The sequence below is a fragment of the Vibrio sp. 947 genome (assembly GCF_033339115.1).
Classification (GTDB): Bacteria; Pseudomonadota; Gammaproteobacteria; order Enterobacterales; family Vibrionaceae; genus Vibrio; species Vibrio alginolyticus.
In genome coordinates this window covers 109,063-133,684 of record NZ_JAWOTX010000002.1, presented here as the reverse complement: position 1 = coordinate 133,684, position 24,622 = coordinate 109,063, and the positions used below count along the sequence as shown (strand labels likewise).

At 45.0% G+C, this 24,622-nt stretch carries 26 protein-coding genes; 5 read left to right on the top strand and 21 right to left on the bottom strand.

Annotation, left to right across the window (positions count from 1 at the left end; translation table 11 throughout):
* Positions 1–45 precede the first annotated feature (45 nt).
* The 21 genes from R7Q39_RS03155 to aspS all read right to left on the bottom strand — a co-directional run bounded on the left by R7Q39_RS03155 (position 46) and on the right by aspS (position 19,056).
* Positions 46–1,212: a glutathionylspermidine synthase family protein gene (locus tag R7Q39_RS03155; protein WP_318075768.1), complete on the bottom strand. Its 1,167-nt coding sequence runs from the start codon at positions 1,210–1,212 to the stop codon at positions 46–48.
* Positions 1,213–1,220: 8 nt separating this feature from the next.
* Positions 1,221–1,790: a DUF1190 domain-containing protein gene (locus tag R7Q39_RS03150; RefSeq protein WP_025766906.1), complete on the bottom strand. Its 570-nt coding sequence runs from the start codon at positions 1,788–1,790 to the stop codon at positions 1,221–1,223.
* 8 nt (positions 1,791–1,798) lie between these two features.
* The gene (locus R7Q39_RS03145) at positions 1,799–2,215 is read right to left on the bottom strand and encodes a DUF350 domain-containing protein (RefSeq protein ID WP_005378281.1); all 417 of its coding nucleotides are present in this window, start codon (positions 2,213–2,215) and stop codon (positions 1,799–1,801) included.
* Positions 2,215–3,258 carry a potassium channel protein gene (locus tag R7Q39_RS03140; RefSeq protein WP_017820047.1) on the bottom strand — a complete coding sequence of 348 codons (1,044 nt, stop codon included), beginning with the start codon at positions 3,256–3,258 and terminating at the stop codon, positions 2,215–2,217. Before R7Q39_RS03140 ends, R7Q39_RS03145 begins: the two co-directional genes overlap by 1 nt.
* A 118-nt stretch (positions 3,259–3,376) precedes the next feature.
* Positions 3,377–4,438: a quinolinate synthase NadA gene (gene nadA, locus R7Q39_RS03135; RefSeq protein ID WP_017820046.1), complete on the bottom strand. Its 1,062-nt coding sequence runs from the start codon at positions 4,436–4,438 to the stop codon at positions 3,377–3,379.
* Between the two features lie 251 nt (positions 4,439–4,689).
* Positions 4,690–5,442, bottom strand: a complete 753-nt coding sequence (gene ybgF / locus R7Q39_RS03130; protein ID WP_005387926.1) for a tol-pal system protein YbgF — start codon at positions 5,440–5,442, stop codon at positions 4,690–4,692.
* A gap of 15 nt (positions 5,443–5,457) precedes the next feature.
* A complete protein-coding gene (gene pal, locus R7Q39_RS03125) occupies positions 5,458–5,982 on the bottom strand; it encodes a peptidoglycan-associated lipoprotein Pal (protein ID WP_005378293.1) in 525 nt (174 codons plus the stop codon).
* Between the two features lie 30 nt (positions 5,983–6,012).
* On the bottom strand, positions 6,013–7,365 hold the full coding sequence (gene tolB / locus R7Q39_RS03120) for a Tol-Pal system beta propeller repeat protein TolB (protein ID WP_081048878.1): 1,353 nt from the start codon (positions 7,363–7,365) through the stop codon (positions 6,013–6,015).
* 12 nt (positions 7,366–7,377) lie between these two features.
* Positions 7,378–8,445, bottom strand: coding sequence for a cell envelope integrity protein TolA (gene tolA / locus R7Q39_RS03115; protein ID WP_206946645.1), 1,068 nt, complete (start codon positions 8,443–8,445; stop codon positions 7,378–7,380).
* 13 nt (positions 8,446–8,458) lie between these two features.
* Entirely contained in the window at positions 8,459–8,902 is a 444-nt protein-coding gene (locus R7Q39_RS03110; RefSeq protein ID WP_005378298.1) for an ExbD/TolR family protein, read from the bottom strand.
* Between the two features lie 3 nt (positions 8,903–8,905).
* Positions 8,906–9,604, bottom strand: a complete 699-nt coding sequence (gene tolQ / locus R7Q39_RS03105; protein ID WP_005378301.1) for a protein TolQ — start codon at positions 9,602–9,604, stop codon at positions 8,906–8,908.
* Complete coding sequence (ybgC, locus tag R7Q39_RS03100; protein WP_017820044.1) at positions 9,594–10,013, bottom strand: tol-pal system-associated acyl-CoA thioesterase; 420 nt, start codon at positions 10,011–10,013, stop codon at positions 9,594–9,596. The genes tolQ and ybgC overlap by 11 nt, the downstream gene beginning before the upstream one ends.
* A 172-nt stretch (positions 10,014–10,185) precedes the next feature.
* Positions 10,186–10,488, bottom strand: a complete 303-nt coding sequence (gene ybgE / locus R7Q39_RS03095) for a cyd operon protein YbgE (protein ID WP_005378304.1) — start codon at positions 10,486–10,488, stop codon at positions 10,186–10,188.
* Positions 10,481–10,588 (bottom strand): cytochrome bd-I oxidase subunit CydX, encoded by a 108-nt coding sequence (cydX, locus tag R7Q39_RS03090; protein ID WP_000270284.1) that lies wholly within the window; start codon positions 10,586–10,588, stop codon positions 10,481–10,483. Before cydX ends, ybgE begins: the two co-directional genes overlap by 8 nt.
* Before the next feature lie 12 nt (positions 10,589–10,600).
* Positions 10,601–11,737 carry a cytochrome d ubiquinol oxidase subunit II gene (gene cydB / locus R7Q39_RS03085; protein ID WP_006742909.1) on the bottom strand — a complete coding sequence of 379 codons (1,137 nt, stop codon included), beginning with the start codon at positions 11,735–11,737 and terminating at the stop codon, positions 10,601–10,603.
* Between the two features lie 17 nt (positions 11,738–11,754).
* Positions 11,755–13,341 carry a cytochrome ubiquinol oxidase subunit I gene (gene cydA, locus R7Q39_RS03080; protein ID WP_005378311.1) on the bottom strand — a complete coding sequence of 529 codons (1,587 nt, stop codon included), beginning with the start codon at positions 13,339–13,341 and terminating at the stop codon, positions 11,755–11,757.
* A 461-nt stretch (positions 13,342–13,802) separates the two neighbouring features.
* A complete protein-coding gene (gene ruvB, locus R7Q39_RS03075; protein ID WP_005378312.1) occupies positions 13,803–14,807 on the bottom strand; it encodes a Holliday junction branch migration DNA helicase RuvB in 1,005 nt (334 codons plus the stop codon).
* A gap of 287 nt (positions 14,808–15,094) precedes the next feature.
* A complete protein-coding gene (gene ruvA, locus R7Q39_RS03070) occupies positions 15,095–15,706 on the bottom strand; it encodes a Holliday junction branch migration protein RuvA (RefSeq protein ID WP_005378313.1) in 612 nt (203 codons plus the stop codon).
* A gap of 67 nt (positions 15,707–15,773) precedes the next feature.
* On the bottom strand, positions 15,774–16,295 hold the full coding sequence (gene ruvC, locus R7Q39_RS03065; protein ID WP_005387909.1) for a crossover junction endodeoxyribonuclease RuvC: 522 nt from the start codon (positions 16,293–16,295) through the stop codon (positions 15,774–15,776).
* Between the two features lie 92 nt (positions 16,296–16,387).
* The gene (locus R7Q39_RS03060; protein ID WP_191115700.1) at positions 16,388–17,134 is read right to left on the bottom strand and encodes a YebC/PmpR family DNA-binding transcriptional regulator; all 747 of its coding nucleotides are present in this window, start codon (positions 17,132–17,134) and stop codon (positions 16,388–16,390) included.
* A 143-nt stretch (positions 17,135–17,277) separates the two neighbouring features.
* Positions 17,278–19,056, bottom strand: coding sequence for an aspartate--tRNA ligase (gene aspS, locus R7Q39_RS03055; protein ID WP_005378401.1), 1,779 nt, complete (start codon positions 19,054–19,056; stop codon positions 17,278–17,280).
* A 273-nt stretch (positions 19,057–19,329) separates the two neighbouring features.
* Here aspS and R7Q39_RS03050 point away from each other — a divergent pair, with 273 nt between their 5' ends.
* The 5 genes from R7Q39_RS03050 to R7Q39_RS03030 all read left to right on the top strand — a co-directional run bounded on the left by R7Q39_RS03050 (position 19,330) and on the right by R7Q39_RS03030 (position 24,620).
* Positions 19,330–20,196 (top strand): DUF72 domain-containing protein, encoded by an 867-nt coding sequence (locus R7Q39_RS03050; RefSeq protein WP_033905053.1) that lies wholly within the window; start codon positions 19,330–19,332, stop codon positions 20,194–20,196.
* Between the two features lie 93 nt (positions 20,197–20,289).
* A complete protein-coding gene (gene cmoA / locus R7Q39_RS03045; protein WP_017635063.1) occupies positions 20,290–21,027 on the top strand; it encodes a carboxy-S-adenosyl-L-methionine synthase CmoA in 738 nt (245 codons plus the stop codon).
* A gap of 81 nt (positions 21,028–21,108) precedes the next feature.
* Positions 21,109–22,080: a tRNA 5-methoxyuridine(34)/uridine 5-oxyacetic acid(34) synthase CmoB gene (cmoB, locus tag R7Q39_RS03040; protein WP_005387902.1), complete on the top strand. Its 972-nt coding sequence runs from the start codon at positions 21,109–21,111 to the stop codon at positions 22,078–22,080.
* Positions 22,081–22,356: 276 nt separating this feature from the next.
* Positions 22,357–23,103, top strand: a complete 747-nt coding sequence (locus tag R7Q39_RS03035; protein ID WP_005378391.1) for an ATP-dependent zinc protease — start codon at positions 22,357–22,359, stop codon at positions 23,101–23,103.
* Between the two features lie 11 nt (positions 23,104–23,114).
* Complete coding sequence (locus R7Q39_RS03030; RefSeq protein WP_005378389.1) at positions 23,115–24,620, top strand: inactive transglutaminase family protein; 1,506 nt, start codon at positions 23,115–23,117, stop codon at positions 24,618–24,620.
* Positions 24,621–24,622: the final 2 nt, after the last annotated feature.

Sequence of the window (24,622 nt, the reverse complement as noted above, 5' to 3'; positions counted from 1 at the left end):
ACGGCTGAATAGACAAAAAGCTCTCCAAATGGAGAGCTTTTTTGATCATGTTAAAATTACATGTGGAATATACCGCGCCATATCTTGAGTCACTAAGCTACTGTCTTCCCTAATCGAAATACCGGCAGCTCTATCATTGACCAACCAACTGCCAATTAACGTATGGTTGTGCCCAAACTTAGGTAGTGGATGGTATTGCTGGACGATATTGAATTTAGATTCATAAGGCCCTGACGTTTTAACAAAACGTTTTCCATCGATGACGATCTCGATGTTCGCGCCCTCTCGAGAAAATAGTGGCTTGATGACATAATCTCTCATAGTGTTCGCTTTTGAATCGTTAGCAAAATAAGCGGGCAAAAGGTTCGGGTGATTAGGAAAGCGCTCCCACAATAACGGTAAAAGTGCTTTATTGGATAGAATCGACTTCCACATCGGTTCTAACCAGTTTACGTTCGCAGTCGCTAAGTACTTCGCATATTCCTCTTCAAACATAAACTCCCAAGGGTAAAGCTTAAACATCCAACGAATCGCTCTGTCGTCAGCATCCACAAACAGACCATCTTCCGTCACTCCAATATCTTCGACATGCACGAATGCCGTTGCTAACCCTGCCTCTCGCGCGCAATCCTCTAAATACTGGACAGTCCCTTTATCTTCTTCAGTGTACTTGCAGCAGCTAAAGTGAAGTGTTTGTCCTGGTTGGTATTTTGCTATTTCGGCAAAGCGCTCGATCAAAAAGTCTTGAAGAATATTGAATTGATCCGCGCTCTGGTGAACTCGACCTTTATTTACAACATCTTCTAGCCACACCCACTGCCAAAAGCCAGTTTCAAACAAGCTGGTTGGCGTATCCGCATTGTTTTCCAGTAATTTTGCTGGCGAGGCCCCGTTGTACGCGAAATCCAGCCGCGAATAAAGCGAAGATTCGCTTCGTCTCCATGAAGAAGCGACCTGCTCCCACATAGATTCAGGGATCGCACATTGCGTCAGCAACCGCTCACTCCGAACGACTTCATCCACAATAGCCAGGCACATCTGATGCAGCTCTTCAGTGGGCGCTTCTATATCGCGCTCAATTTGCTCCAGCGTGAATTGATAGTAAGCACTCTCATCCCAATACGGTTGGTCATACATGGTATGGAAACCAAAACCAAACTGGCGTGCTAATTCACGCCAGTTTTCGCGCTCTTGTATTTCTCGTCGAAACATAGTGCTTTTTAACCGCCTCGACTGACCGACACCGCTTTACCAAACCCGCCTCGAGACATCGCCCTGCCAATGGTGCCGCCACCACGTTTATTAAGGCTATTCGTCGCAACTTTGGTCGGCTGATTTCGGTAGGAGCCAAAGAATTGCCCTGCTCCATTATAGAATTTGGATTTATAACGGTACATCGGCTCTGAGTAATAGCTCTTGTTATAACCTTTCAACCCGCTTAATGAGCGACTGTAAAAAAAACCGCCAAAGTTAGGTACATAAGCTCGGGAACTGGAACTGTAGTAACAATCATCCTCGTAGAAATCATTCTCGCATTCGAACTCGCTGCGGTAGCGAGGGGCATTTTGTTCGGCACGAGCTAAAGCTTCTTGGTATGCAATGTCACACTGTTCACTAAACTCAGGCGAGTTAGATTTACACTCATCAGCATCAGAAAAAATGTACCCTTCTGTTTTTGACTCGTACGTAGCAAAGAAGAAAATACCACCAAAGGCAGCAAAGGGAAGAATTTTCCCAAGCTTTAAGCTTTTGTCCATGGAAGAACGTTTAACGTTAGAACTCCGCTTCATCGTTCCTCCTAGTAGGTCATGCACGCGGCATTCAATACGCCAACCGAAACAGAAACTGCTGCTAATACAATACCGGCTGGCAGTTCATCTTTTTCGATACGCTCTGCCACTTTCGGAAGTAAAATAAAGCGTACAATTGCAAATGCGATAATTTGAGCAAGCATTGCGACAACGCCCCATACCATAAAATCGACGATATTGACTGAGTTTTTTGCCGCCCCCGAAATCGCGAGACAGTAACCAAGGAAAGCCCCACTTAGCGCAATCGCTGCTGCTGTATTTTGTTTTTCTTTAATCAGATGCCACTCATCGTATGGCGTCAACTTGACGTAGATGAACTTAAACGCCAATACAAAAATAATAGAAACAGAGAAATAGAGTAAAAAGTTTGGGAAGCCTGCTAACAGGCCAGCAATCATGTGCATTATTGTTCCTTGTTCATTTCTTTCCAGGCAAAATCTTCAATACGTTCATCTGCAATGTAAAACAGCTTGGTACTCGCGGGTACTTCAGCATCTAAATCTGGGTTGAGTTGAATACCATCGCCAATATCAAAAGCAATCAGCGTGGCATGATGGCGTCTTTTGAGAAAAACGAAGAGATTCTCAATAGTGGTGGCAGACTGCCCCTCAGGATAAATAACTGAGTATTGCGTCATACCTCGTGTTGAAGCCAAAAGCTCCTGATGAAGCGCACTTGAGCCCGGGTCAACCGCCGCTTTTGCCAACATTTCTGCGCCAACAGCAGGTATGCATTCCGCTTTCGGGCAATGCTGACTTAGAAGTCGGCCTAGCGCTTCATCTTTAAAGTAAGCGACCAAATGAGCGGAAGGGTTTACAGATGCGCAGTATAGAGCGGCTGACAAGGTAATGTCGTCCGAGAGATTATCCACAATAATGCAAGCGGCTTCGGCAATATTGGCGTTTTTCATTTCTTGCGAATCGGTATAACTGGTCACTTTGATAAAACTGATTTCGCCAGGTAACGGGTTCTCTATTTCTGAACGGCTGCATAAAACAATCGGGCGCTTTCCCTCTTCTTCATGTTGTAACATGCGAATAAGGTGCATCGTTCTCGATCCATTCCAGCCCAACAATACAATATGGTTTTCCACTCTTACTCTCCGTTTTCCTAAAATACCCGCTCGCCAATAGTCCATCGCTGCTCCAGCGACACGCCCCAATAATGCGGCGAATAAGCTCAAACCGCCGGGGATTACAAATAGTACGACAACCCATTTACCCATATCTGTTACTGGAGAATGGTCGCCATAACCCACCGTACTCGCCGTAACCATGAGGTAATAGATAAAGTTAGCGAAACTGTCTGTTAATGCTGTTTCACCAGCGAGAACCAGCAGCCACCATGAAAGGCTCACATATAAGCCACTAAAGATGAGAAGGCTTCGGTTGCTCAATTTAAAAAGGTGGGAACTAAGCCACTTTTTAACTACTAACCACACCGCCATAAATTTATGACCTCGATATTCATTGATTACATCAATAGTAACTCATTGATAGTAAGACACAAAAAAACCAGCCATATTCGGCTGGTTTTTGAGATTTACTTTCAGTTACGCCTACTTTTTAAGCATTACCTTTCACTTGCATATTTAGCTGCTCAGCAAAATCTAGCATGCGGTTCAGTGGGATAAGTGATTTCACACGTAGCGCTTCATCAACAAAAATTTCGTGCTCTTCACCACCTTCACTAAGCGCTTTCTCAATTGCTTTCAAACCGTTCATTGCCATCCAAGGACAGTGTGCACAGCTGCGACATGTTGCGCCTGCACCTGCGGTTGGCGCTTCGATAAGTTCTTTCTCTGGCACAAGTTGCTGCATTTTAAAGAAAATGCCTTTGTCTGTCGCAACGATCATTTGTTTGTGAGGAAGCTCTTTCGCTGCTTTGATCAGCTGACTCGTTGATCCAACGGCATCGGCAAGTTCTACGACGCTTGCTGGTGACTCAGGGTGAACCAAAATAGCCGCATCTGGATACACGCTCTTCATTTTTCGTAGCGCATCAGCAGAGAACTCATCATGAACCACACACTCACCCTGCCAAAGCAGCATATCTGCGCCAGTTTTGTTAGCGATGTACGATCCTAGGTGACGGTCTGGTCCCCAAATAATTGGCTTATCTTCAGCGTCTAAGTGTTCCACGATTTCAAGCGCAATGCTCGATGTAACGACCCAGTCGGCACGGGCTTTAACCGCTGCTGAAGTATTTGCGTAAACTACAACCGTATGATCAGGGTGAGCATCACAAAACTCGCTGAACTTATCCGCAGGACAGCCAAGGTCGAGCGAACATTCCGCTTCCAACGTTGGCATTAGAATGCGCTTTTCTGGTGTCAGAATTTTGGCCGACTCGCCCATAAAGCGAACACCACCAATAATCAATGTACTTGCAGGGTGACGATTACCAAACTTCGCCATTTCCAACGAGTCACCAACAAACCCGCCAGTGTCTTCAGCTAGGGCTTGAATCTCAGGGTCGGTATAATAGTGCGCGATAAGTACCGCATCTTTTTCTTTGAGTAACTTTTTAATACGCTCAATGTAAGATGCTTTTTCTTCTTCGCTTAATGGAACTGGTTTCGGTGGGAATGGGTAAACAGTGTCGATTTTATCTAATATATGGCTCATTGCTCTTGCTCTACGCAACTTCCTTTAATCCGAGTATTGTAACCTCGTTAATTTTCAAAAAACAACTTGTCGCGGGGATTTCTAGCGGTCTAGCCGTATATCTTTGTTACAGGTAGCATTTCCGAGTAGCGAAATTCGGTACAACACAAGGTCAGAGGCTCTGCATCATTGCTATCGACTTAGCCGTTCTGCACCAACAGAAAATGGAAAAGAAAAAGGAAGCCGAGGCTTCCTTTTCAAAACATAACGTCTTACAGCTTAGAGCTGGCAAGTTTTGCAGATGCACTACCTGGGTATTCATCAACCACTTGTTGGTAGTACTTTTTCGCTTGAGCTGCATTGTTATTACGCTCAGCGATTTCGCCTAATTTAAGCAACGCATCGGCTCGCTTATTGGAGTCTTTGTAAGACACCACAGCGGCAAAACTTTTCACTGCATCCTCATCCTGCTTTTTAGCGAAGTACAACTGACCTAGCCAGTAGTGAGAATTCGCTGAATATGTAGAATCAGGATAATCTTTCTGGAACTGCTGGAACGCTGCAATTGCGCCAGTGTAGTCACGTTTCTTGAGGATGAGGTCGACTGCATTTTGGTATGCCGTTTGCTCATCAACATTTGGTGTGTACTGACCACCTGTTTTAGCCGGTTTCGCTTCTTGCGCAGGCGCGGATTTTATCTCTCCACGAACACGATCCAGCTCGACAAACAACTCTCGTTGACGTTGCAACATTTGCTTCATTTCGTAGCTATTTCGCTCTAATTGACCACGTAATTCACTGATCTCTTGTGACATTTGGTCAATTTGCTGTTGCATTTGGAGCTGAACGCGATTGCGGTTTTGTAGCAAGCGCTCTAGACGCTCTACTTCCGTTTCAGATGAACGGCTCTTAGAGACGGATGATGTGCTGTTGAGATCGGATACTGGAGCTGGTGCAGCGAACGCAAAGTTCGCTGCACTTGCCAGTAACGTAAGCGCAACAGCGCGCTTAGTGTTACTGAACATGAGGATTACCTCGAATTAGTATACTAGAACCGCGCGACGGTTCTTAGCGTAAACTTCATCTGATTGACCTAGAAGAAGTGGCTTCTCTTCACCGTAGCTAACGATTGAGATTTGGTCAGCTTGAACACCTAGTGCTTGTAGGTAGTTCGCTACTGCTTGTGCACGACGCTCACCTAGAGCAATGTTGTACTCAGGTGTACCGCGCTCATCAGCGTGACCTTCGATAGTTACGTTAAGTGCTGGGTTCTTGCTTAGGTAAGAAGCGTGAGCCGCTAGCATCTCTTCGTAATCTGCTGCAATTGTTGAGTTGTCAAAAGCAAAGTAGATTGTTTGAGTTTCACGTAGCGCTTGCTCTTTTAGCTCTTGCTCTGTCAACTGACCGCTTTGATCAATTGGCGTAGCTACTGTTGTTTCCACTGCGCCATTGTTGTTTGTTGCTGCACCAGTGTTAGAAGCAGCGTCGTCGCTTGAACTACACGCTGTAACAGCCATTACAGGAAGCGCGATTAGTAGCCCTTTTAGAACCTTGTTCAGTTGCATCTTATTTTCCTTTATTAATCAAACTTATTACTACAAAAACGGTGACCATGCAGGCGCTCGAACACGCCCATTTGTTGCCGGTAATCTAGCTTTGAATCGACCATCAATTGACACCATCGATAGTACGTTTTTCTTGTTGTAAATCGAGCTATACACAACCATGCCACCGTTTGGGGCAATACTAGGAGACTCATCAAGCAAGGTCTTAGTTAAGACTTGAAGAGCACCAGTTTCCAAATCTTGTTTCGCCAAATTAAATCCTGCGTTGCTGCGGTTCACCATAACTAGGAATCGCCCATCAGGAGTAATCTGACCACCCAAATTTTGGCTGCCTTGCCAAGTCAAACGGTCAATAGAACCGCTGCCCAAATTTACTTGATAAATCTGTGGTTTACCACCCCTATCCGATGTAAAAATCAACGATTTTCCATCCGGATGCCAGAACGGTTCCGTATTATTTGATCTGCCACGCGTAATTTGCGTCAGTTTACGAGTGTTAAGGTCAAACGTATAAACATGAAGCGAGCCTGTTTTAGAAAGAACAATCGCTAACTTATTGCCATCAGGCGAAAATCTTGGTGCACCATTGTGACGTGGGTATGAAGTAATTTTCTCACGTTCACCTGTGTAGATGTTCATTATGAAGATTTCTGCTTGGCCATTTTGGAAGCTAACATACGCAAGCTTTTTACCATCTGGTGACCACGCTGGTGACATTAATGGTTGCTTAGAGCGTAAAACCAGACGCTCATTGTAGCCATCGTAATCAGCGACTCGAAGTTGGTAAGGGAAACGGTCTTTATCGTTCACTACCACATATGCGATACGAGTCATGAAAGCGCCACGGTCGCCAGTTAACTGTTCATAAACCAAATCAGAGATACGGTGAGCGTACTCACGCATACGAGGCCCTTGAACAGTGGCTACTTTATTGAACAGCACATGATCTTTTGACAGAACCAATTCACCGTCACTACCAAGCGCCTTACTCTTCCCACCTGTTAACTGACCACGCACAATATCAACAAGTTGATAGTTGATAACGTAGTCACCTTGGTCGTTTTGCTTGATTGAACCAGTCAATAGCGCATCCACACCTAAATTGGTCCAAGCATCAAAATTAACTTCTGATTCACTGAACGGTGTTTGTGGCATTTTGCTCGTTGGAACTGGGCTGAATTTACCACTACGTTGTAAATCCGAGGCGATAACAGCAGAAACATCCGTTGGAAGCGCTTGTGTGCCCTCCCACTTAAACGGAACAACAGCAATTGGTCGTGCTGAATCAATACCATCGGTAATGACCAACTCTAATGCGGCATTCGCCACATTTGTCATACTGCTAAGCAGTACAAACATTCCTAGTAAAAGGCGTCTAATCACGTCTTATTCCTTTTAGTCCAAAGCAACAGTTATGTTGATGTCTTTTAGTCTTTCATTGACCGCTGATTCTGAAGATTTAGGGAACGTCCCTACCTGAGCTATTGCTCGCTTTGCCGCAGCACATACTCGAGTATCGCCACTCAAAACGGTAACACCAGAGACCATCATATCAGTTCCTGTCGGAATCAATTTGATGTTTACCCTACACTCCTTTCCCAGCAAGTAGTCATCCTTAATCAGCTTTTGCTGAATATTTTGAGTATAGATGGATGACATACGAGAAAGTTCGTCGTCAATAAATTGATTGCGCGCAGCACTGTTTTTACTGACCTCATCCTCGAGACCCGCAAAAATATCATCTAACGCGGCTTCTTGAGCTTTACGCTCACGCTCGGCACGCTCAGCTGCTTCTCTCGCTTTACGCTCTCGCTCCGCCGCCTCTTTTGCCGCTTTCTCTTTTGCGATGCGCTCTTGTTCAGCTTTTTCAGCAGCTTCACGCTCACGACGTGCTTTTTCTTCCGCTTCTTTTGCTGCTTTTTCACGAGCTAAACGTTCTTGCTCAGCTTTTGCTATAGCCGCCTCTTTTACTAAACGCTCCTGCTCAGCTTTACGCACGGCTTCTTCTTTTTCCTTGCGCTCTTTTTCTAGCTTAGCAGCTCGCTCTTTTTCTTTGCGAACACGTTCTTCTTCCTGCTTGCGCTCTTGCTCTTTTTTCTTACGTGCAGCTTCTGCTTCTCGTGCCGCTTGAGCATCTTTCGCTTGCTGCTCTTTCAACTTGCGAATTTGCTCTTCTTCAGCTTTGCGGTTTTTTTCTAGCTGCTCTGCTTCGCGTCTCAGTTTATCAAGACGCTCTTGTTCTTTTTTCGCTGCCTTTTCGCGTTGCTGGCGAATTTCTTTCGCTTGTTGCTGCACAAGTTTTGGATCGATGACAACAGCTTGAACCATTTGTCCTGTAGGCTCTGGTTTAGACATGTTGAAGTCCGTCCCCCAAAGCAGGGCTGCAACTAGAATTGCATGCAAACCAACCGATATTGCTATCGGTTTGGCGTATTGGTTGGGTTTCTTCTTGTGATCTTTCATAGATAATTGATGTCTATTCCCTGATATCGGTCATTAGACCTACCTTAGGGATACCAGCTCGACTTAGTTCATCCAGCAATAGAACAACATCGGCATATGGTGTTGCCGCGTCGCCACCTACCGCAACTGGTGAATCCGGCTTAACCTCTCGCTCCGCTTTCACTCGCACAATAACATCTTGCAACGACAAACCTCGCTGAACTTCTTCATCATTTACGCTTAGGCCTAAATTACCCTCGCTATCAATTTCGATGATAATAAAGCTACTGTCAGTCTCGCCAGCAAGGTCTTGCATAGATTCTGCGGTCGATGTTTTCGGAAGATCAACGTCGACGCCTTGAGTCACAAATGGAGCGGTCGCCATAAAAATGATCAACAGTACGAGCATTACGTCGATATACGGAACAACGTTGATCTCCGCTGTCATTTTTCGCTTTTTAGGTTGATAACCCGCCATGCTTTATTCCTTATCCGCGCTGTCTCGGCCAGCCATCGCTTGACGATGAAGGATGCTGTGGAATTCTTCAGAAAATGTTGCGTAAGTGTGCTCTAGTTTACTCACTTTATTGCTTAGGCGGTTGTACGCCATTACTGCCGGAATAGCCGCAAATAGCCCCATCGCTGTCGCGATAAGTGCCTCGGCGATACCCGGTGCAACCATAGACAGCGTAGCTTGCTTTACTTCACCCAGCGCAATAAAGGCGTGCATGATGCCCCAAACGGTACCAAATAGGCCGATATAAGGGCTTATAGAACCGACTGTTGCCAAAAACGGTAAGCTTGTTTCTAGCTCATCTACTTCACGAGAAACAGCAACGCGCATTGCGCGGCCAGTGCCTTCCATGATGTAAGCTGGTGAATTTGCGTTGCTCTTACGTAGGCGAGCAAACTCTGTAAAACCTGCGTAGAAGATTTCTTCTGTGCCTTCAATTTCGTCTTTACGCGCTTTTACTTTTTGGTAAAGCTGAGAAAGATCAGTACCCGACCAAAATTTGTCTTCAAACTGCTCTGCATTTTTTGATGCTTGAGAAAGCACTTTGCTGCGCTTGATGATCATTGCCCATGACACAATTGACATGCCAAGCAACGTCAGCATCACAAGCTTTACCAACAGACTGGCCTGAAGAAAGAGATCTAAAATGGAAATATCAGCAGTCACTATTTGTTAGCTCCGAATTTATAAAGGTTGGAATAGCTATTGGTTTCATTTTCTTATTATCGATACATGCTACCTTAACCGAGGCCTTGCACAATATCTTGCCTTGATCATTGACCAACTCTTGACAGAATTGTAGAGAAGCACGTTTTATTTCTGACACTCGGGTTACGACTGTCAGATGCTCGTCCAGCCTAGCCCCTTGGTTGAAATCGATATCCATGTGTCGGACAACAAAGCCGATATTTTGTTCCAGTAACACATGTTGAGAAATGCCTTTAGCACGTAACATCTCTGTCCGTGCGCGCTCAAAGAATTTTAGATAATTAGAATGATATACAACACCGCCCGCATCAGTGTCTTCATAGTACACGGTGATCGGCCAGTGAAAGAGATTTGATGTGCCTTGCAAGGGAGTACCAATATATTCAATTCTTTAAAGTAATTACTATAACTGAAGCGACAGCAATTGGTACCGAGCTAAGGAATTATTTTTGAAATTTGTAGAAAAAATAAAAGCTAGGCGAGATACCTAGCTTTTATTCGATGATTTAGTAACCGACTTTATTACAGCATATTTCTGCCTAAATGAAATAAAGTGCCGTTAGATAAATTAAGATAGCTAACGAGAAATAAGGACTAAACAAAACTTGCCAGTACCAGTTTCTTGGCTTGAAGCCCACCCCATACACCATGCTTGAACATACAGACCAAATCAGTGCTGGTGCGATGATTGAGTTAAAACCACCAATTGCTTGATGGTAAGCTTCAGGGTCCCACATCACCAATCCTACGTGCATAAAGCCAAGGATGAGAGATAAGACTCGTAGCAGAGTCTTATCCATTGGTGCGTGAAGTTTCGCTACCTTATCAGCGAGGTTACTCACTGTCTTTATCCATCATTTCTGAGTGCTCTAGCCAAAGAGCGTTGATGATACCGAATGCACAAGCAAGTAGTACACCTAGAATCCATGCGAAATACCACATAGTAAATGCTCCTTAGTAAAGTGAGTTTTTGTTGTCTTCAATGTACTGGTCATCAAGGCGACCAAACATCTTGTAGTAAGTCCAAGATGTGTAACCAAGGATGATTGGCACCATAACAAACGCAACGCCTGTCATTAGGTTCAGAGTCAGCTCAGATGACGTTGCATCCCACATTGTTAAGCTGTGGCTTGGCATTAAGTCTGAAGGCATGATGAATGGGAACATCGCAAAACCTGCAGTAAAGATAACACCAGCAACACCCAAGCTTGAAGTAATGAACGAAATCGCACATTTTTCAAGACGAGATGCCAATACAGCGAGAAGCGGCATTGCAACACCTAATACAGGAGCAGCCCATAGTAGTGGGTAGTTTTCAAAGTTCTTCATCCACGCACCAGCTTCACGGATAACCTCTTTGTTTAGAGGGTTAGAAGCAGCGTTAGTGTCGATACCGCCAACAATGACGTAGCCATCGATATTTTGGATCCAGAAACCAGCCGCTACAAACGCAGCAACCGTCAGTAAACCAGCCAACTGAGCAACGTTGCGCGCACGCACATGCACTTCGCCTGTTGTTTTCATTTGTAGCCAAGTAGAACCTTGCATCAAAATCATGAACAAACTTACTAAACCACACAACAGTGCAAATGGGTTTAGTAGACCAAAGAATGAGCCATGGTATGTTGGCATCAAGAACTCACTCAATTGGAATGGTACACCTTGTAGAAGGTTGCCAAACGCTACACCAAAGATGATTGGCGGAACAAAACCACTGATTGAGATACAGATATCCCAGGTATTGCGCCATTTTGGATCTTCGATTTTAGAGCGGTAGTCTAGGCCCAGAGGACGAAGCCATAGCGCTGCTAGTGTCAAAATCATCGCTAAGTAGAAGCCTGAAAATGACGTTGCGTAAACCAAAGGCCAAGCTGCGAACAGTGCACCACCAGCAGTGATAAGCCAAACTTGGTTACCATCCCAGTGAGGAGCAATTGAGTTAATCATGACACGGCGTTGCGTGTCGTTTTTACCGATGATAGGTACAAGCGCGCCTACACCCATATCGAAGCCGTCTGTTACTGCAAAACCAACTAGTAGAACACCGATTAGTACCCACCAGATGAGTCGCAAGATTTCGTAATCAAACATCTTGTTATCTCCTTACCTTACGCTTCTACTTGGCGACTAACTTTGTCTTCAACAGAGTCAGCATTTTGCTCGAAGTGGTAGCGACCCGTTTTCAGGCTACTTGGACCTTTACGAGCGAATTTCAACATTAGGTAAACTTCTGCAATCAGGAATACCGTGTATAGCGCCAGAATTGCGAAGAGTGAAGTCCAGATTTCACCTGCAGTTAGCGCAGAAGCTGCAACATGCACTGGTAGAATTTCACCTACAGCCCAAGGCTGACGGCCGTACTCAGCGACGAACCAACCCGCTTCAATTGCAATCCAAGGTAGTGGAATGCTAAATAGTGCAGCTTTTAGAATCCATTGTTTCTGTTCAATCTTCTGACGACACGTTTGGATAAACGCCGCACCAAAGACAAACAACATGATGAAGCCACAAGCAACCATGATACGGAATGACCAGAATAGCGGCCATACTGTTGGGATTGAGTCGTCCGCAGCAGCTTGGATTTGCTCTTCTGTTGCATCAACAACATTGTCTGTGTAGCGTTTTAGAAGTAGACCGTAACCTAGGTCACCTTTCACTTCATCAAACGCAGTCATGTTTTCTTCTGACTTGTCGCCCGCACGAAGCTTCTCTAGAAGTTCATAAGCGTACATGCCGTCACGAATACGATCGACGTGTTCATCACGTAAATCACGAAGACCTGTTACTTGCTCATCAAAAGAGCGTGTCGCGATAATACCCATTACGTAAGGGATCTTAATTGCGTAATCGGTATGCATCGTTTCCTGATTAGGAACACCAAATAACGTAAATGCGGCAGGTGCAGGTTCAGTGTGCCACTCTGCTTCAATTGCAGCGAGTTTCACTTTTTGAACTTCACCAAGCTCGTAGCCAGATTCGTCACCAAGAACGATGGTAGATAAGATAGCTGCAATACCGAAAGAAGCAGCAATAGCAAACGAACGACGAGCAAACGCAATGTCACGACCTTTTAATAGGTAGTATGAACTGATGCCTAGAATAAACATTGCGCCACAAGTGTAACCAGAAGCAACCGTATGCACGAACTTAACCTGAGCAACTGGGTTTAGTACAACCTCAGAGAAGCTCACCATTTCCATTCGCATGGTTTCGAAGTTGAAATCTGCGCCTACTGGGTTTTGCATCCAGCCGTTTGCGATAAGAATCCAAAGAGCAGAGAAGTTAGAGCCTAGTGCCACAAGCCAGGTAACCGCTAAGTGTTGGCGTTTAGATAGACGATCCCACCCGAAGAAGAATAGACCAACAAAAGTTGACTCCAGGAAGAATGCGACAAGTGCTTCGATCGCTAGCGGTGCACCGAAGATATCACCTACATAGTGGGAGTAGTAAGACCAGTTCGTACCAAACTGGAACTCCATGGTAAGGCCTGTCGCCACACCAAGTGCAAAGTTAATACCGAATAGCTTACCCCAGAACTTGGTCATGTCCTTATAGATTTGCTTGTTCGTCATTACGTACATCGATTCCATAATGGCCAGAAGGAAGGCCATACCAAGGGTCAATGGTACGAATAGGAAGTGATACATCGCTGTCAGTGCAAACTGCAACCGCGATAGATCAACTACGTCAATCATGGTAACTCCTATGTGTCGGCTGAATGACACTCTCTACATATTGCAATCCATATTCAGGTGTTATTTACACTTGAAAAATGTTGAATTATCACAACTCATTGTTGCAAAAATGTGCTTCATTGGTTAGTTAATTGTTAAGCATCAGCTAATATAGCTGGGGCTAATATTACTTGTAAAAACAGATTGTTTCAAAAGGTTTATAGCCGTAACGCGCTTTGATATACATCAATGTTTATGCGCGGAATTTGCACAAAAATCCATCACATTGATCTAGATCAACCAGTATTGGATACGGATGTTAAGAGAGAGTAATCAGGAGAGAAATTAACCAGTTGCAAGCAAACATCGAGTTAACAATCAATGCTTTTTACTTACTAAACCAGTATGAGAAAAAATTCAAAAAATGTGAGTTTGGTCAACTTTAATGAAGCGCTGGGCAACAAAGGCCCAGCGAGGGAATCTTATTTTTCAATTCCGAAATGCAAATACGCACGATCTGTCGCGATTCTTCCACGCGGAGTGCGTTGTAAATAACCTTGCTGAATAAGATAAGGCTCAAGAACGTCTTCAATAGTGTCCTTTTCTTCACCTATTGCCGCTGCCATGTTGTCGAGCCCGACCGGACCACCACCAAATTTTTCCATAATCGCGAGTAGTAGCTTACGGTCCATGTAATCGAAGCCTTCGGCGTCCACATCAAGCATATTCAACGCCTTATCGGCAACATCGGCGCAAATGTGACCATTGCCTTTTACTTCCGCATAATCACGAACACGGCGTAGCAAACGGTTAGCAATACGTGGTGTGCCACGCGCACGTCTTGCCACTTCCAATGCACCTTCAGGTTCCATTGATAAACCTAAACAATCCGCGCTTCGCTGCACGATATCTTGGAGGTCTTTTATCTTATAAAACTCAAGGCGCTGAGTAATACCAAAGCGGTCGCGCAATGGTGACGTCAAAGAGCCCGCTCGGGTCGTCGCACCAATTAACGTAAACGGTGGTAAATCGATCTTAATAGAACGAGCGGCCGGACCTTCACCGATCATAATATCCAGTTGATAATCTTCCATCGCCGGATACAGCACCTCTTCAACCATCGGACTCAAGCGGTGAATCTCATCGATGAACAACACATCGTTTTCTTCAAGGTTGGTTAACAGCGCGGCCAAATCGCCTGCTTTCTCAAGTACAGGGCCTGAAGTAGTGCGAATGTTCACTTCCATTTCATTGGCAACGATATTCGCAAGTGTGGTTTTACCCAAACCTGGGGGACCAAAAATCAAAAGGTGATCAAGTGCTTCGCTACGTAACTGAGCAGCTTTAATGAAGATCTCCATTTGGTCACGGACATGGTCCTGACCTTGGTAATCCGCTAATTTTTTTGGCCGAATAGCACGATCAATGACATCTTCATCACGAAAGGCAGGGTTTTCTGGCGCGATTAAACGATCGGCTTCAATCATCTTTTTACCTTGAAAAATGGTTACCTGAGAGAATAATGCCGCTCGTTTAACAGCAAGTGGCATATTTCTATATCTCGTCATCCTGTACAGCGACGAAGGAGCGTGATACAGGATCTTCTATCCGAGCGATTTATGGTCAAATTGTTTCATTAACCGCTCAGCGTGCTGCTATTAGATTCCCAGTCTCGCCAGGCTCGCTGGAATGACACAAAAAAACATCGTTAAGCGATTGGCATTAACCTTAGAGAATGAGTTATCTTGAACAAATATTCACTGTGCAACCAGCGTTACACCATTGATTTTAGAGCTTCACGGATCATTTGCTCACTGCTCATGTCCGGTTTAGCGATCTGAGATACCACTTTCGACGCTTGAGTCGGCTTGTAACCTAGAGCTAGAAGCGCACTGATTGCCTCTTCTTCTGCGTTGTTGGATGTTGCACCAGAATCCGCAGGAGCAGCATCCGTAAATGGCGTAAATAGATCGCCAGCGCCCCACCCTTTCAAGCGGTCTTTCATTTCAACAACCAATCGCTCTGCGGTTTTCTTGCCAACGCCTGGAAGCTTAACCAGCGTAGAAACGTCTTCATGTTCCACACAAGTAACAAATTGCGTTGCTGTCATACCAGAGAGAATACCAAGACCGAGTTTAGGACCAACGCCATTGGCTTTGATCACTTCACGGAAAAGTGCTCGTTCTTTTACTGTGTTGAAACCGTATAGCAATTGCGCATCCTCACGGACAACAAAGTGAGTATAAATAATGGCTTCTTCGCCAACATTTGGCAGTTCGTAAAAACAGCTCATTGGCATCTGGACTTCATAACCAATGCCATTAACTTCAATTAATACTTCAGGTGGTTGTTTTTCAATCAGTATGCCACGAAGACGTCCAATCACTATAAATACTCTTTGGAAATGAATTTGCGACAGGATAATAAAGAACTGGATAGACATCCAGTTAATTTTAACGGTAGCGCCCTTTTCTGGCACTGGTTGCTTTGCCCGCTAACGCAACGAGAGTCTTGTTAGTATTGGCATGACAAATCGCCACACCTAAAGCATCGGCTGCATCCGCTTGAGGCTTGGCGGGCAATTTAAGCATCTGCTGAACCATATGCTGAACTTGCGCTTTGTCCGCGCCACCAGTGCCGACGACAGCTTGCTTAATAAGACGAGCCGCGTATTCAAATACCGGCAACTCCGCATTCACCGCAGCAACAATTGCACTGCCACGAGCTTGGCCAAGTTTTAGCGCTGAATCCGCGTTTTTGGCCATAAACACTTGCTCGATCGCGAAAACGTCCGGTTGAAACTGGGTAATGATTTCCGTGACGCCTGCATAAATCTGTTTAAGCCGACCCGGAAGTTCTTTTTCTGAAGTACGAATGCAGCCACTACCAAGGTATTGCAAGTGGCGTCCATTTTGACGAATGACCCCATAGCCGGTAATGCGCGAACCTGGGTCAATGCCCAAAATAATTGACATGAATGTTCCTAAAAATGAGGCCTAATTCGGCCTCAGTCTTTTTATTATTACTTGCTAACTTCGGAGCAAATACCGCTCCCGACACCTTGAGTTTAATCTAGCGTAGCCGCAACGTCGTCAGAGATATCACCATTGTGATAAACCTCTTGAACGTCGTCCAGATCTTCCAAAGCGTCAATCAAACGAAGTAGTTTTGGCGCAGTATCCGCGTCCAAATCTGCTTTCGTAGATGGGATCAGCGACACCTCCGCGTTCTCTGCCTCAAACCCTGCGGCATCAAGAGCATCTTTTACGAGCCCAAAATCGCCTGGGGCCGTGTAGACATCAATCGAGCCATCTTCTGCCGTTTCAATGTCATCAGCACCACTTTCTAATGCTACTTCCATTACCGCATCCTCATCTAAACCTGGGCCATATGAAATCACGCCTTTCTTGTCGAAAAGATAGTTGACGCTACCATCCGTCCCCAGATTACCGCCTGACTTTGAGAATGCATGGCGTACGCCAGATACCGTACGATTTCGGTTATCCGTCATACATTCGACCATGACCGCCGTACCACCTGGACCATAACCTTCATAGATCACGGTTTCCATGTTGTCGTCGCCTTCACCACCAGCACCTCGGCTGACAGCACGGCTGACAGTGTCACGTGTCATGTTGTTAGACAGTGCTTTATCAATTGCTGCTCGCAAACGTGGGTTATTTTCTGGCTCACCGCCCCCCTCTTTTGCCGCGACAACGATTTCACGAATTAATTTAGTAAAGATTTTGCCGCGCTTCGCATCTTGCGCTGCTTTACGGTGACGAATATTCGCCCATTTACTATGACCAGCCATAATTCACCTTTTAATGTATTTTGACGCTTAATAACAAAACATGTTCTAAAAAGCGTTGCTTGGGAAATTGCTTTGGAAGTTTCTTGGGTTTATTTAAACAAAAACTCCCGCAGTTGCGGGAGTTTTCTTCAAATGTTGTGCGCTTATTCTGCGTCTTTTTCTTTCGCTGCAGTTACTGCGATTGCTAGCTCTTCTAGCGCTGCTGGGTTCGCAATACTTGGTGCGTCTGTTAGTAGACACGCCGCTGCTGTTGTTTTAGGGAACGCGATAACATCACGGATGTTCTCTGTGCCACATAGCAGCATTACTAGACGGTCTAGACCAAATGCAAGACCAGCATGTGGAGGCGTACCGAATTTCAGCGCATCAAGCAGGAAACCGAACTTAAGCTGTTGCTCTTCAGGTGTGATACCTAGAATATCAAATACGGCTTCTTGCATATCTGCGTTGTGGATTCGAACAGAGCCGCCGCCCACTTCGTAGCCATTTAGAACCATATCGTAAGCGTTAGAATTTGCCGCAGCAGGGTTTGCTTTTAGCTCTTCTGCAGTCACACCTAGAGGCGATGTGAATGGGTGGTGCATCGCGTGTAGGTTGCCTTCGTCATCTTCTTCGAACATTGGGAAGTCAACAACCCATAGTGGAGCCCATGCAGACTCATCCGTTAGCTCTAGGTCTTTACCTAGTTTCAAACGTAGCGCACCCATTGCTTCTGCAACGATGCCCGCTTTATCAGCGCCAAATAGGATAATGTCACCAGATTCCGCTTGAGTACGATCTAGAATGCCGTTGATCACGTCTTCATTTAGGAACTTAGCGACTGGAGATTGGATACCTTCCATGCCCGCTGCACGGTCGTTAACCTTCATCCAAGCTAGACCTTTCGCACCGTAGATACCAACGAATTCACCGTAGCCATCAATTTGCTTACGAGTCAGAGAAGCGCCACCTGGAACGCGAATAACGGCAACTCGGCCTTTTTCGTCGTTTGCTGGACCTGAGAATACTTTGAACTCAACGTCTTTCACTAGGTCAGCAACGTCTACTAGTTCCAGTGGGTTACGTAGGTCTGGCTTGTCAGAACCGAAACGACGAATCGCTTCGCTGAACGGCATTACTGGGAATTCACCTAGGTCAACGTTTAGTAGCTCTTGCCACATTTCACGAACCATTTTCTCAGTCGTTGCACGAACTTGGTCAGCCGTCATGAATGACGTTTCGATATCGATCTGAGTGAATTCTGGTTGACGGTCAGCACGCAAGTCTTCATCACGGAAACACTTAACGATTTGGTAGTAACGGTCAAAACCAGACATCATTAGAAGCTGTTTGAATAGCTGTGGAGACTGAGGAAGCGCGTAGAAGCTGCCTTTGTGAACACGGCTAGGTACTAGGTAGTCACGAGCGCCTTCTGGAGTCGCTTTTGTTAGTACTGGCGTTTCGATGTCTAGGAAGCCGTTGTCATCTAGAAAACGACGAACAAAGCTAGACGCTTTAGCACGTAGCTTGATGCGGTCGCTCATTTCAGGACGACGTAGATCTAGATAACGGTACTTCAGGCGTTGCTCTTCAGAGTTCTTTTGGTTGAAATCTAGAGGCAGAACATCAGAACGGTTGATGATTTCAAGACCTTTCGCAAGGATCTCGACTTCACCTGTTGCCATGTCTTTGTTTGCTTGGCTCTCTGGGCGAACGCGCACTTCACCCGTTAGTTTGATACAGAATTCATTACGAAGTGTGTTCGCCACTTCATACGCATCCGCCATATCTGGATCAACAACTACCTGAACGATACCTTCGCGATCTCGCATATCAATAAAAATAAGACCGCCTAAATCACGACGACGGTTAACCCAGCCGCAAAGTTCTACAGTTTGTCCTGCAAGGGACTTGTTCAGGTGACCACAGTAATGGGTACGCATAATGAAATTCCCAATCTCTCAAATGTTGTTAACTACGCTCTGTCAGCCTCATTGCTAAGCAGAGTAAAGATTCTGTTATACGCTGAATGTCCACGAAAATCGACTACTCAACATACAATTACGTGTGTTTTATCATTCACTGGTGCTTTTTAGTACAACAAATGTTCAAAAGCGCACCAAAGCGAAAAAATTGGGGAGGATTATAGCGTGAAATTACCTATTTCAGCAAAACTCTCGTAAAGTATTCACACGAGTAGCAAGCAGTAAAGAATAATGGATAACTTACCTCTTCGACTTGGATTGACAATGTGGTCGCACAATCAATGGCAACAAAGTTTTTACGGCAGCGGGACAAAGCCCGCTGAACGTTTAGAAAGGTATGCGCAAGTGTTTCATACCGTGGAAGGCAACACGACATTTTATGCCACACCGACGCTCAATACAGTGCAAAACTGGAGAGCCGCAACCCACGATGATTTTCGCTTTACTTTCAAACTTCCTAAAGCCATTACTCATGAGCAAATGCTAAGAGGTTGCAGCGAACAACTGAGAGATTTCATGAAAGTCATGGAGCCTTTGCATGACCGTGTGGGCCAATGGACAATTCAATTACCAGCCGCATTTGGTCCTGAGCACCTTGATCGACTGAAAAAGTTCTGTGCGAGCTTTCCACCTAACTTCCCTCTCGGTGTTGAGGTTCGCCATATGGCATTTTTCTCCAAAGGCGAAGAAGAGCGAGCACTTAACCAATGGTTAGTAGAGAATAATATTGACCGCATTATTATGGATAGCCGCCCAGTCTTTGCCGCTAAGCCCGACAATGAGGCGATTATTGATGCACAAATGAAAAAACCACGAGTCCCTGTTCACGCCATTGCTACCGCTTCACACCCTTTGATTCGCTTTATTGGTCATCCAGAAGAACAGCAAAATTACGAGTTTTTTAAACCATGGCTCAACAAGTTGCCACAATGGATTGCCGAAGGTAAACAGCCATATGTCATGATCCATACCGCAGACAATATAATTGCGCCAGAGTTGGCTGCAAACCTGTATAAAGACATACAAAAACGTATCACGCTCCCTGAGTTAGCGCCTTTCCCAGCTGACGATGGCAACTCGCAGTTACAGATGTTCTAACGCAACACATGACAGAGGCGCGAAATTCCCATAAAATACGCGCCTTTTTTGGTGCCTGACATTTTCAGGCGGCTTGTATGCAGAGACTTAGTTATGAACCCTAAGAGCAATCCAGATACTATTTTTTCGGCTCCAATCGATAAAATTGGGGATTTCACGTTCGATGAACGCGTAGCGGAAGTATTTCCTGACATGATTCAACGATCGGTACCGGGTTACAGCAATATCATTTCTGCAATCGGTATGCTGGCAGAGCGTTTTGTAAAACCTCACTCAAACATCTATGACCTTGGCTGTTCTTTGGGTGCTGCAACATTGTCTATGCGTCGCCATATCAAACAAGAAGGTTGCCAAATCATCGCAGTGGACAACTCTCCTGCAATGGTTGAGCGTTGTAAACTTCACGTCAACGCTTACCGCAGTGACACTCCTGTGGATGTAGTAGAAGCAGACATTCGCAATATCGAAATTGAAAACGCGTCAGTGGTGGTGTTGAACTTCACTTTGCAATTCCTCTCTCCAGAAGATCGTTACTCCTTGCTCGAAAAAATTTACGCTGGCCTGCGTCCGGGTGGCATTTTGATTCTATCTGAGAAATTCGTCTTCGAAGATGAAGTGTCGAACGAACTGTTAATTGACCTTCACCACGACTTTAAACGTGCGAATGGTTATAGCGAACTAGAAATCAGCCAAAAGCGCAGCGCGATAGAAAACGTAATGCGCCCAGATTCAAAGAAAGAACATAAAGAGCGTTTCGCTAAAATTGGCTTTTCTAGCTACGATGTTTGGTTCCAATGCTTTAACTTCGGCTCCATGTTCGCGATTAAATAGACCATGCATACCAAACCTGAACCATACCGATTTCGGCTTTTGTTAATAATTTATACCCATCAACTCAGCGATTAACTAACTATGTTTAACTTTGCAAATTTCTACCAATTGATTGCCCAAGACACTCGTCTTCAACCTTGGCTTAATGTGCTTCCACAACAGCTAACGGATTGGCAAAATGCAGAGCACGGTGACTTTGGTCGCTGGTTGAAAGCCCTGAACAAAATCCCAGCGGGTAGACCGGACAACATCGACATTGTTGATTCTGTCACGATTTCAAACAATGAGCCGATGCCTCAAGGGGAACTTAAAAAGCTAGAAAGCTTACTTCGTACATTCCATCCTTGGCGCAAAGGCCCATACCACGTACACGGCATCCATATTGATACTGAGTGGCGCAGTGATTGGAAATGGGACCGCGTGCTTCCACATATTTCTCCATTAAAGAATCGCAGCGTACTCGATGTAGGTTGTGGTAACGGCTACCACATGTGGCGCATGCTAGGCGAAGGTGCACGCTTAACTGTCGGTATCGATCCATCTCACCTGTTCCTGATTCAGTTCGAAGCAATTCGTAAACTAATGGGCGATGACCAACGTGCACACTTATTGCCATTGGGCATTGAACAACTACCTAAGTTAGAAGCGTTCGATACGGTATTCAGCATGGGCGTGCTTTACCATCGCCGCTCGCCTCTCGATCATTTAGTGCAACTAAAAGATCAATTAGTATCTGGAGGTGAACTCGTATTGGAAACACTCGTGATTGAAGGTGATGAGAATGCAGTACTGGTCCCGACTTCTCGTTACGCGCAAATGCGTAATGTCTATTTCTTCCCTTCAGCAAAAGCCCTAAAAGTGTGGCTAGAATTGGTCGGTTTTGAAGATGTTCGTATCGTTGATGAAAACATCACGTCCGTAGACGAACAACGTACCACAGATTGGATGACGCATAACTCTCTACCTGACTACTTAGATCCGAACGACCCAAGCAAGACTGTAGAAGGCTACCCTGCCCCTCGCCGCGCGGTTCTTGTCGCTCGCAAATCATAATTCGCTGAGATTCCTGACATTGTCTTAACTCATTTTACGAGTTAAGACATTACCCTCTTTCCTCGTAATGAGCGAGTTTGTTTTTTGAATCCATTTTTCACGTCAAAATATAAGCACGCTCTAAATAAGGATGCGCTTTTATGTCCTTGATTTTTGGCTTTTCATCACTATTCCTCAAACAATAAGTAATAGAGAAACATTCTTACTTGTGAGGCTTTATCGATATAAGCTAAACTCCTAAAAAATAAACAACTTAATCCAATCCCAAGGTTTTCAATGTTATTACGATTGACCCCGATTGTTGCCATCGCCTTACTATCTGGATGCTCACTAACCAAAGGCGAACAGTACCACCAAGAAACGTTAGCGGCGATTCAAAATTCAGAAGCGAATGTCAATAATCGCATTACCAACCTAGAGCTACAGCTCAGCAACCAATCGGACTATATCGACAGCCTTGAAGAACAAGTCGATAAACTACAGGTTGAACTTCTTACATTTCGCGATGAAGCAATGGCAGAAGTAAAAAAACCGAAAGAGCCGATTATTGTCCAATCTCCCGCTCCTGTGGAACCAACCCCAACTCACGATATTGTCCTTGGCTCTATCGAAAAGGTCACGGTAGAGTCGATTAAGCAAACTTTTGATGCACGTATCGACACTGGTGCCGCGACGTCGTCTTTAAATGCCGTTGATATTGAAGAGTTCGAAAGAAATGGCAAAAAATGGGTCCGATTCCACTTAGCAGACACCAGTAAATCCGAAGAAGAGAAAAGTACTTGGATCGAAGCTCCTGTCATTCGCTACGTCAAAATCCGCCAGGTTACCAGTGAAGAGTTAGAACGCCGCGCTGTGGTAGAACTTTGGGTGCGCGTTGGAAAAATTCATGAAAAAGCGCAATTTACGTTGGCAGATCGCTCACATATGAACCATCCTATTTTACTGGGTAGAGAATTTATGCGCGACATAGCACTTGTCGATGTAAGTCGTACCTATATCCAAACGGACGAAGATAAAAAATAATAAGGTAGATTATGACGTCAAAAATACCGTTTTACCTTTCTATCATCTTATTGGTGATTGCGGGCATTGCTCTGAGTGTTTTCAGGCATGAAAACTACGGCGTGCCTTGGACGCCAGGCGAAACTCGCCAGGTGTGGGATGTAGAAGCTCGTATTGAGTTCAATGCTAACGGCAACGAAGTAAAAGCGTCACTTGCAGCACCTCATACACAAAGTGGTTACACACTTATCGGTGAATCTGCTTCCTCATCAGGTTATGGCGTTTCCTACATCAATGACGATTCAGGCCGTCGTGCAGAATGGTCAATTCGCCAAGCTCAAGGGCCACAAACCATATACTACAAAGCCCAGTTCTTAGTAGACCCTCAGGCTAAAGTCACTCCTTTACCGCCAACGGAAGACATTACGCCACCAACGCTATCAGCACCACAAGCAGCAGCGGCAAATGCCCTTATCGAACGTGCGATGAGTCGCTCAGCCGATAATGTGACGTTTACTCGTGAGCTTATCAAAGCGCTTAATGACCCAGATAGCCAAAACTCGTCGCTACTACTGAACGATTTCAGCCGTACTGATGCACTGCATAATATTTTGCTTACCGCAGGTATACAGAGCAAAACCGTCGGTGTTATCGAACTAGAAGATGGTCGTCGACGCCAAACAATTCAACCAATGGTTCAGGTTTGGTCAGGTAAAGATTGGGTACTGTTTTCGCCAAAATCCGAACAAAAAGCAGTGAAACCCAACTTGTTAGTGTGGGATGAATCAAACGTGTCCTTACTTGACCTTGTTGGTGGTAAAAATAGCCAAGTGCATTTCTCGATGATTAAGCAAGAAATGACACCACAACAAGCTACAAACAACAAAATAGAAGCAGATGGATTACTGAATATTTCAATTCATAGCCTACCTTTGGAAGAGCAAGCGATGTTCAAAACCATCATGCTCATCCCTATTGGTGCTCTGATCGTTGTGTTCTTGCGTGTGATTATCGGCCTGAAAACATCCGGTACCTTCATGCCTGTGTTGATTGCCGTTGCTTTTGTTCAAACTCAACTATTAACGGGTATTGTCGGTTTCTTGCTAATTGTAGGTACAGGCCTGATTATTCGAAGCTATTTGTCTAGGTTGAACTTATTGCTGGTAGCAAGGATATCTGCGGTCATTATTACCGTTATTATGATCATCTCGGTGTTCACCGTTGTTGCGTTTAAAATGGGCTTAACAGAAGGCCTAACAATTACCTTCTTCCCTATGATCATCTTGTCTTGGACGATTGAACGTATGTCAATCCTATGGGAAGAAGAAGGTGCGAAGGAAGTTGCTCTGCAAGGTGGTGGTTCATTGCTGACAGCGGTATTAGTTTACCTTGCAATGACGAACTCATACATTCAACACTTAACCTTTAACTTCATTGGTCTACAGTTGATTGTTCTGGCCGGTATTCTATTACTAGGTACTTACACAGGTTACCGCCTCACTGAGCTACGACGCTTCAAACCACTAGCGGAGGACTAAAC

Excerpts from the sequence above, each read along its gene's own strand:
- ybgF (WP_005387926.1), bottom strand. The coding sequence starts at position 5,442 with ATGTTCAGTAACACTAAGCGCGCTGTTGCGCTTACGTTACTGGCAAGT.
- R7Q39_RS03030 (WP_005378389.1), top strand. The coding sequence starts at position 23,115 with ATGACGTCAAAAATACCGTTTTACCTTTCTATCATCTTATTGGTGATT.
- ruvB (WP_005378312.1), bottom strand. The coding sequence starts at position 14,807 with ATGATTGAAGCCGATCGTTTAATCGCGCCAGAAAACCCTGCCTTTCGT.
- R7Q39_RS03145 (WP_005378281.1), bottom strand. The coding sequence starts at position 2,215 with ATGCACATGATTGCTGGCCTGTTAGCAGGCTTCCCAAACTTTTTACTC.
- cydA (WP_005378311.1), bottom strand. The coding sequence starts at position 13,341 with ATGATTGACGTAGTTGATCTATCGCGGTTGCAGTTTGCACTGACAGCG.
- cmoB (WP_005387902.1), top strand. The coding sequence starts at position 21,109 with ATGTTTAACTTTGCAAATTTCTACCAATTGATTGCCCAAGACACTCGT.
- pal (WP_005378293.1), bottom strand. The coding sequence starts at position 5,982 with ATGCAACTGAACAAGGTTCTAAAAGGGCTACTAATCGCGCTTCCTGTA.
- R7Q39_RS03155 (WP_318075768.1), bottom strand. The coding sequence starts at position 1,212 with ATGTTTCGACGAGAAATACAAGAGCGCGAAAACTGGCGTGAATTAGCA.
- R7Q39_RS03050 (WP_033905053.1), top strand. The coding sequence starts at position 19,330 with ATGGATAACTTACCTCTTCGACTTGGATTGACAATGTGGTCGCACAAT.
- R7Q39_RS03035 (WP_005378391.1), top strand. The coding sequence starts at position 22,357 with ATGTTATTACGATTGACCCCGATTGTTGCCATCGCCTTACTATCTGGA.
- cydB (WP_006742909.1), bottom strand. The coding sequence starts at position 11,737 with ATGTTTGATTACGAAATCTTGCGACTCATCTGGTGGGTACTAATCGGT.
- R7Q39_RS03140 (WP_017820047.1), bottom strand. The coding sequence starts at position 3,258 with ATGGCGGTGTGGTTAGTAGTTAAAAAGTGGCTTAGTTCCCACCTTTTT.
- R7Q39_RS03150 (WP_025766906.1), bottom strand. The coding sequence starts at position 1,790 with ATGAAGCGGAGTTCTAACGTTAAACGTTCTTCCATGGACAAAAGCTTA.
- R7Q39_RS03110 (WP_005378298.1), bottom strand. The coding sequence starts at position 8,902 with ATGGCGGGTTATCAACCTAAAAAGCGAAAAATGACAGCGGAGATCAAC.
- nadA (WP_017820046.1), bottom strand. The coding sequence starts at position 4,438 with ATGAGCCATATATTAGATAAAATCGACACTGTTTACCCATTCCCACCG.
- ruvC (WP_005387909.1), bottom strand. The coding sequence starts at position 16,295 with ATGTCAATTATTTTGGGCATTGACCCAGGTTCGCGCATTACCGGCTAT.
- tolA (WP_206946645.1), bottom strand. The coding sequence starts at position 8,445 with ATGAAAGATCACAAGAAGAAACCCAACCAATACGCCAAACCGATAGCA.
- cmoA (WP_017635063.1), top strand. The coding sequence starts at position 20,290 with ATGAACCCTAAGAGCAATCCAGATACTATTTTTTCGGCTCCAATCGAT.
- aspS (WP_005378401.1), bottom strand. The coding sequence starts at position 19,056 with ATGCGTACCCATTACTGTGGTCACCTGAACAAGTCCCTTGCAGGACAA.
- cydX (WP_000270284.1), bottom strand. The coding sequence starts at position 10,588 with ATGTGGTATTTCGCATGGATTCTAGGTGTACTACTTGCTTGTGCATTC.
- R7Q39_RS03060 (WP_191115700.1), bottom strand. The coding sequence starts at position 17,134 with ATGGCTGGTCATAGTAAATGGGCGAATATTCGTCACCGTAAAGCAGCG.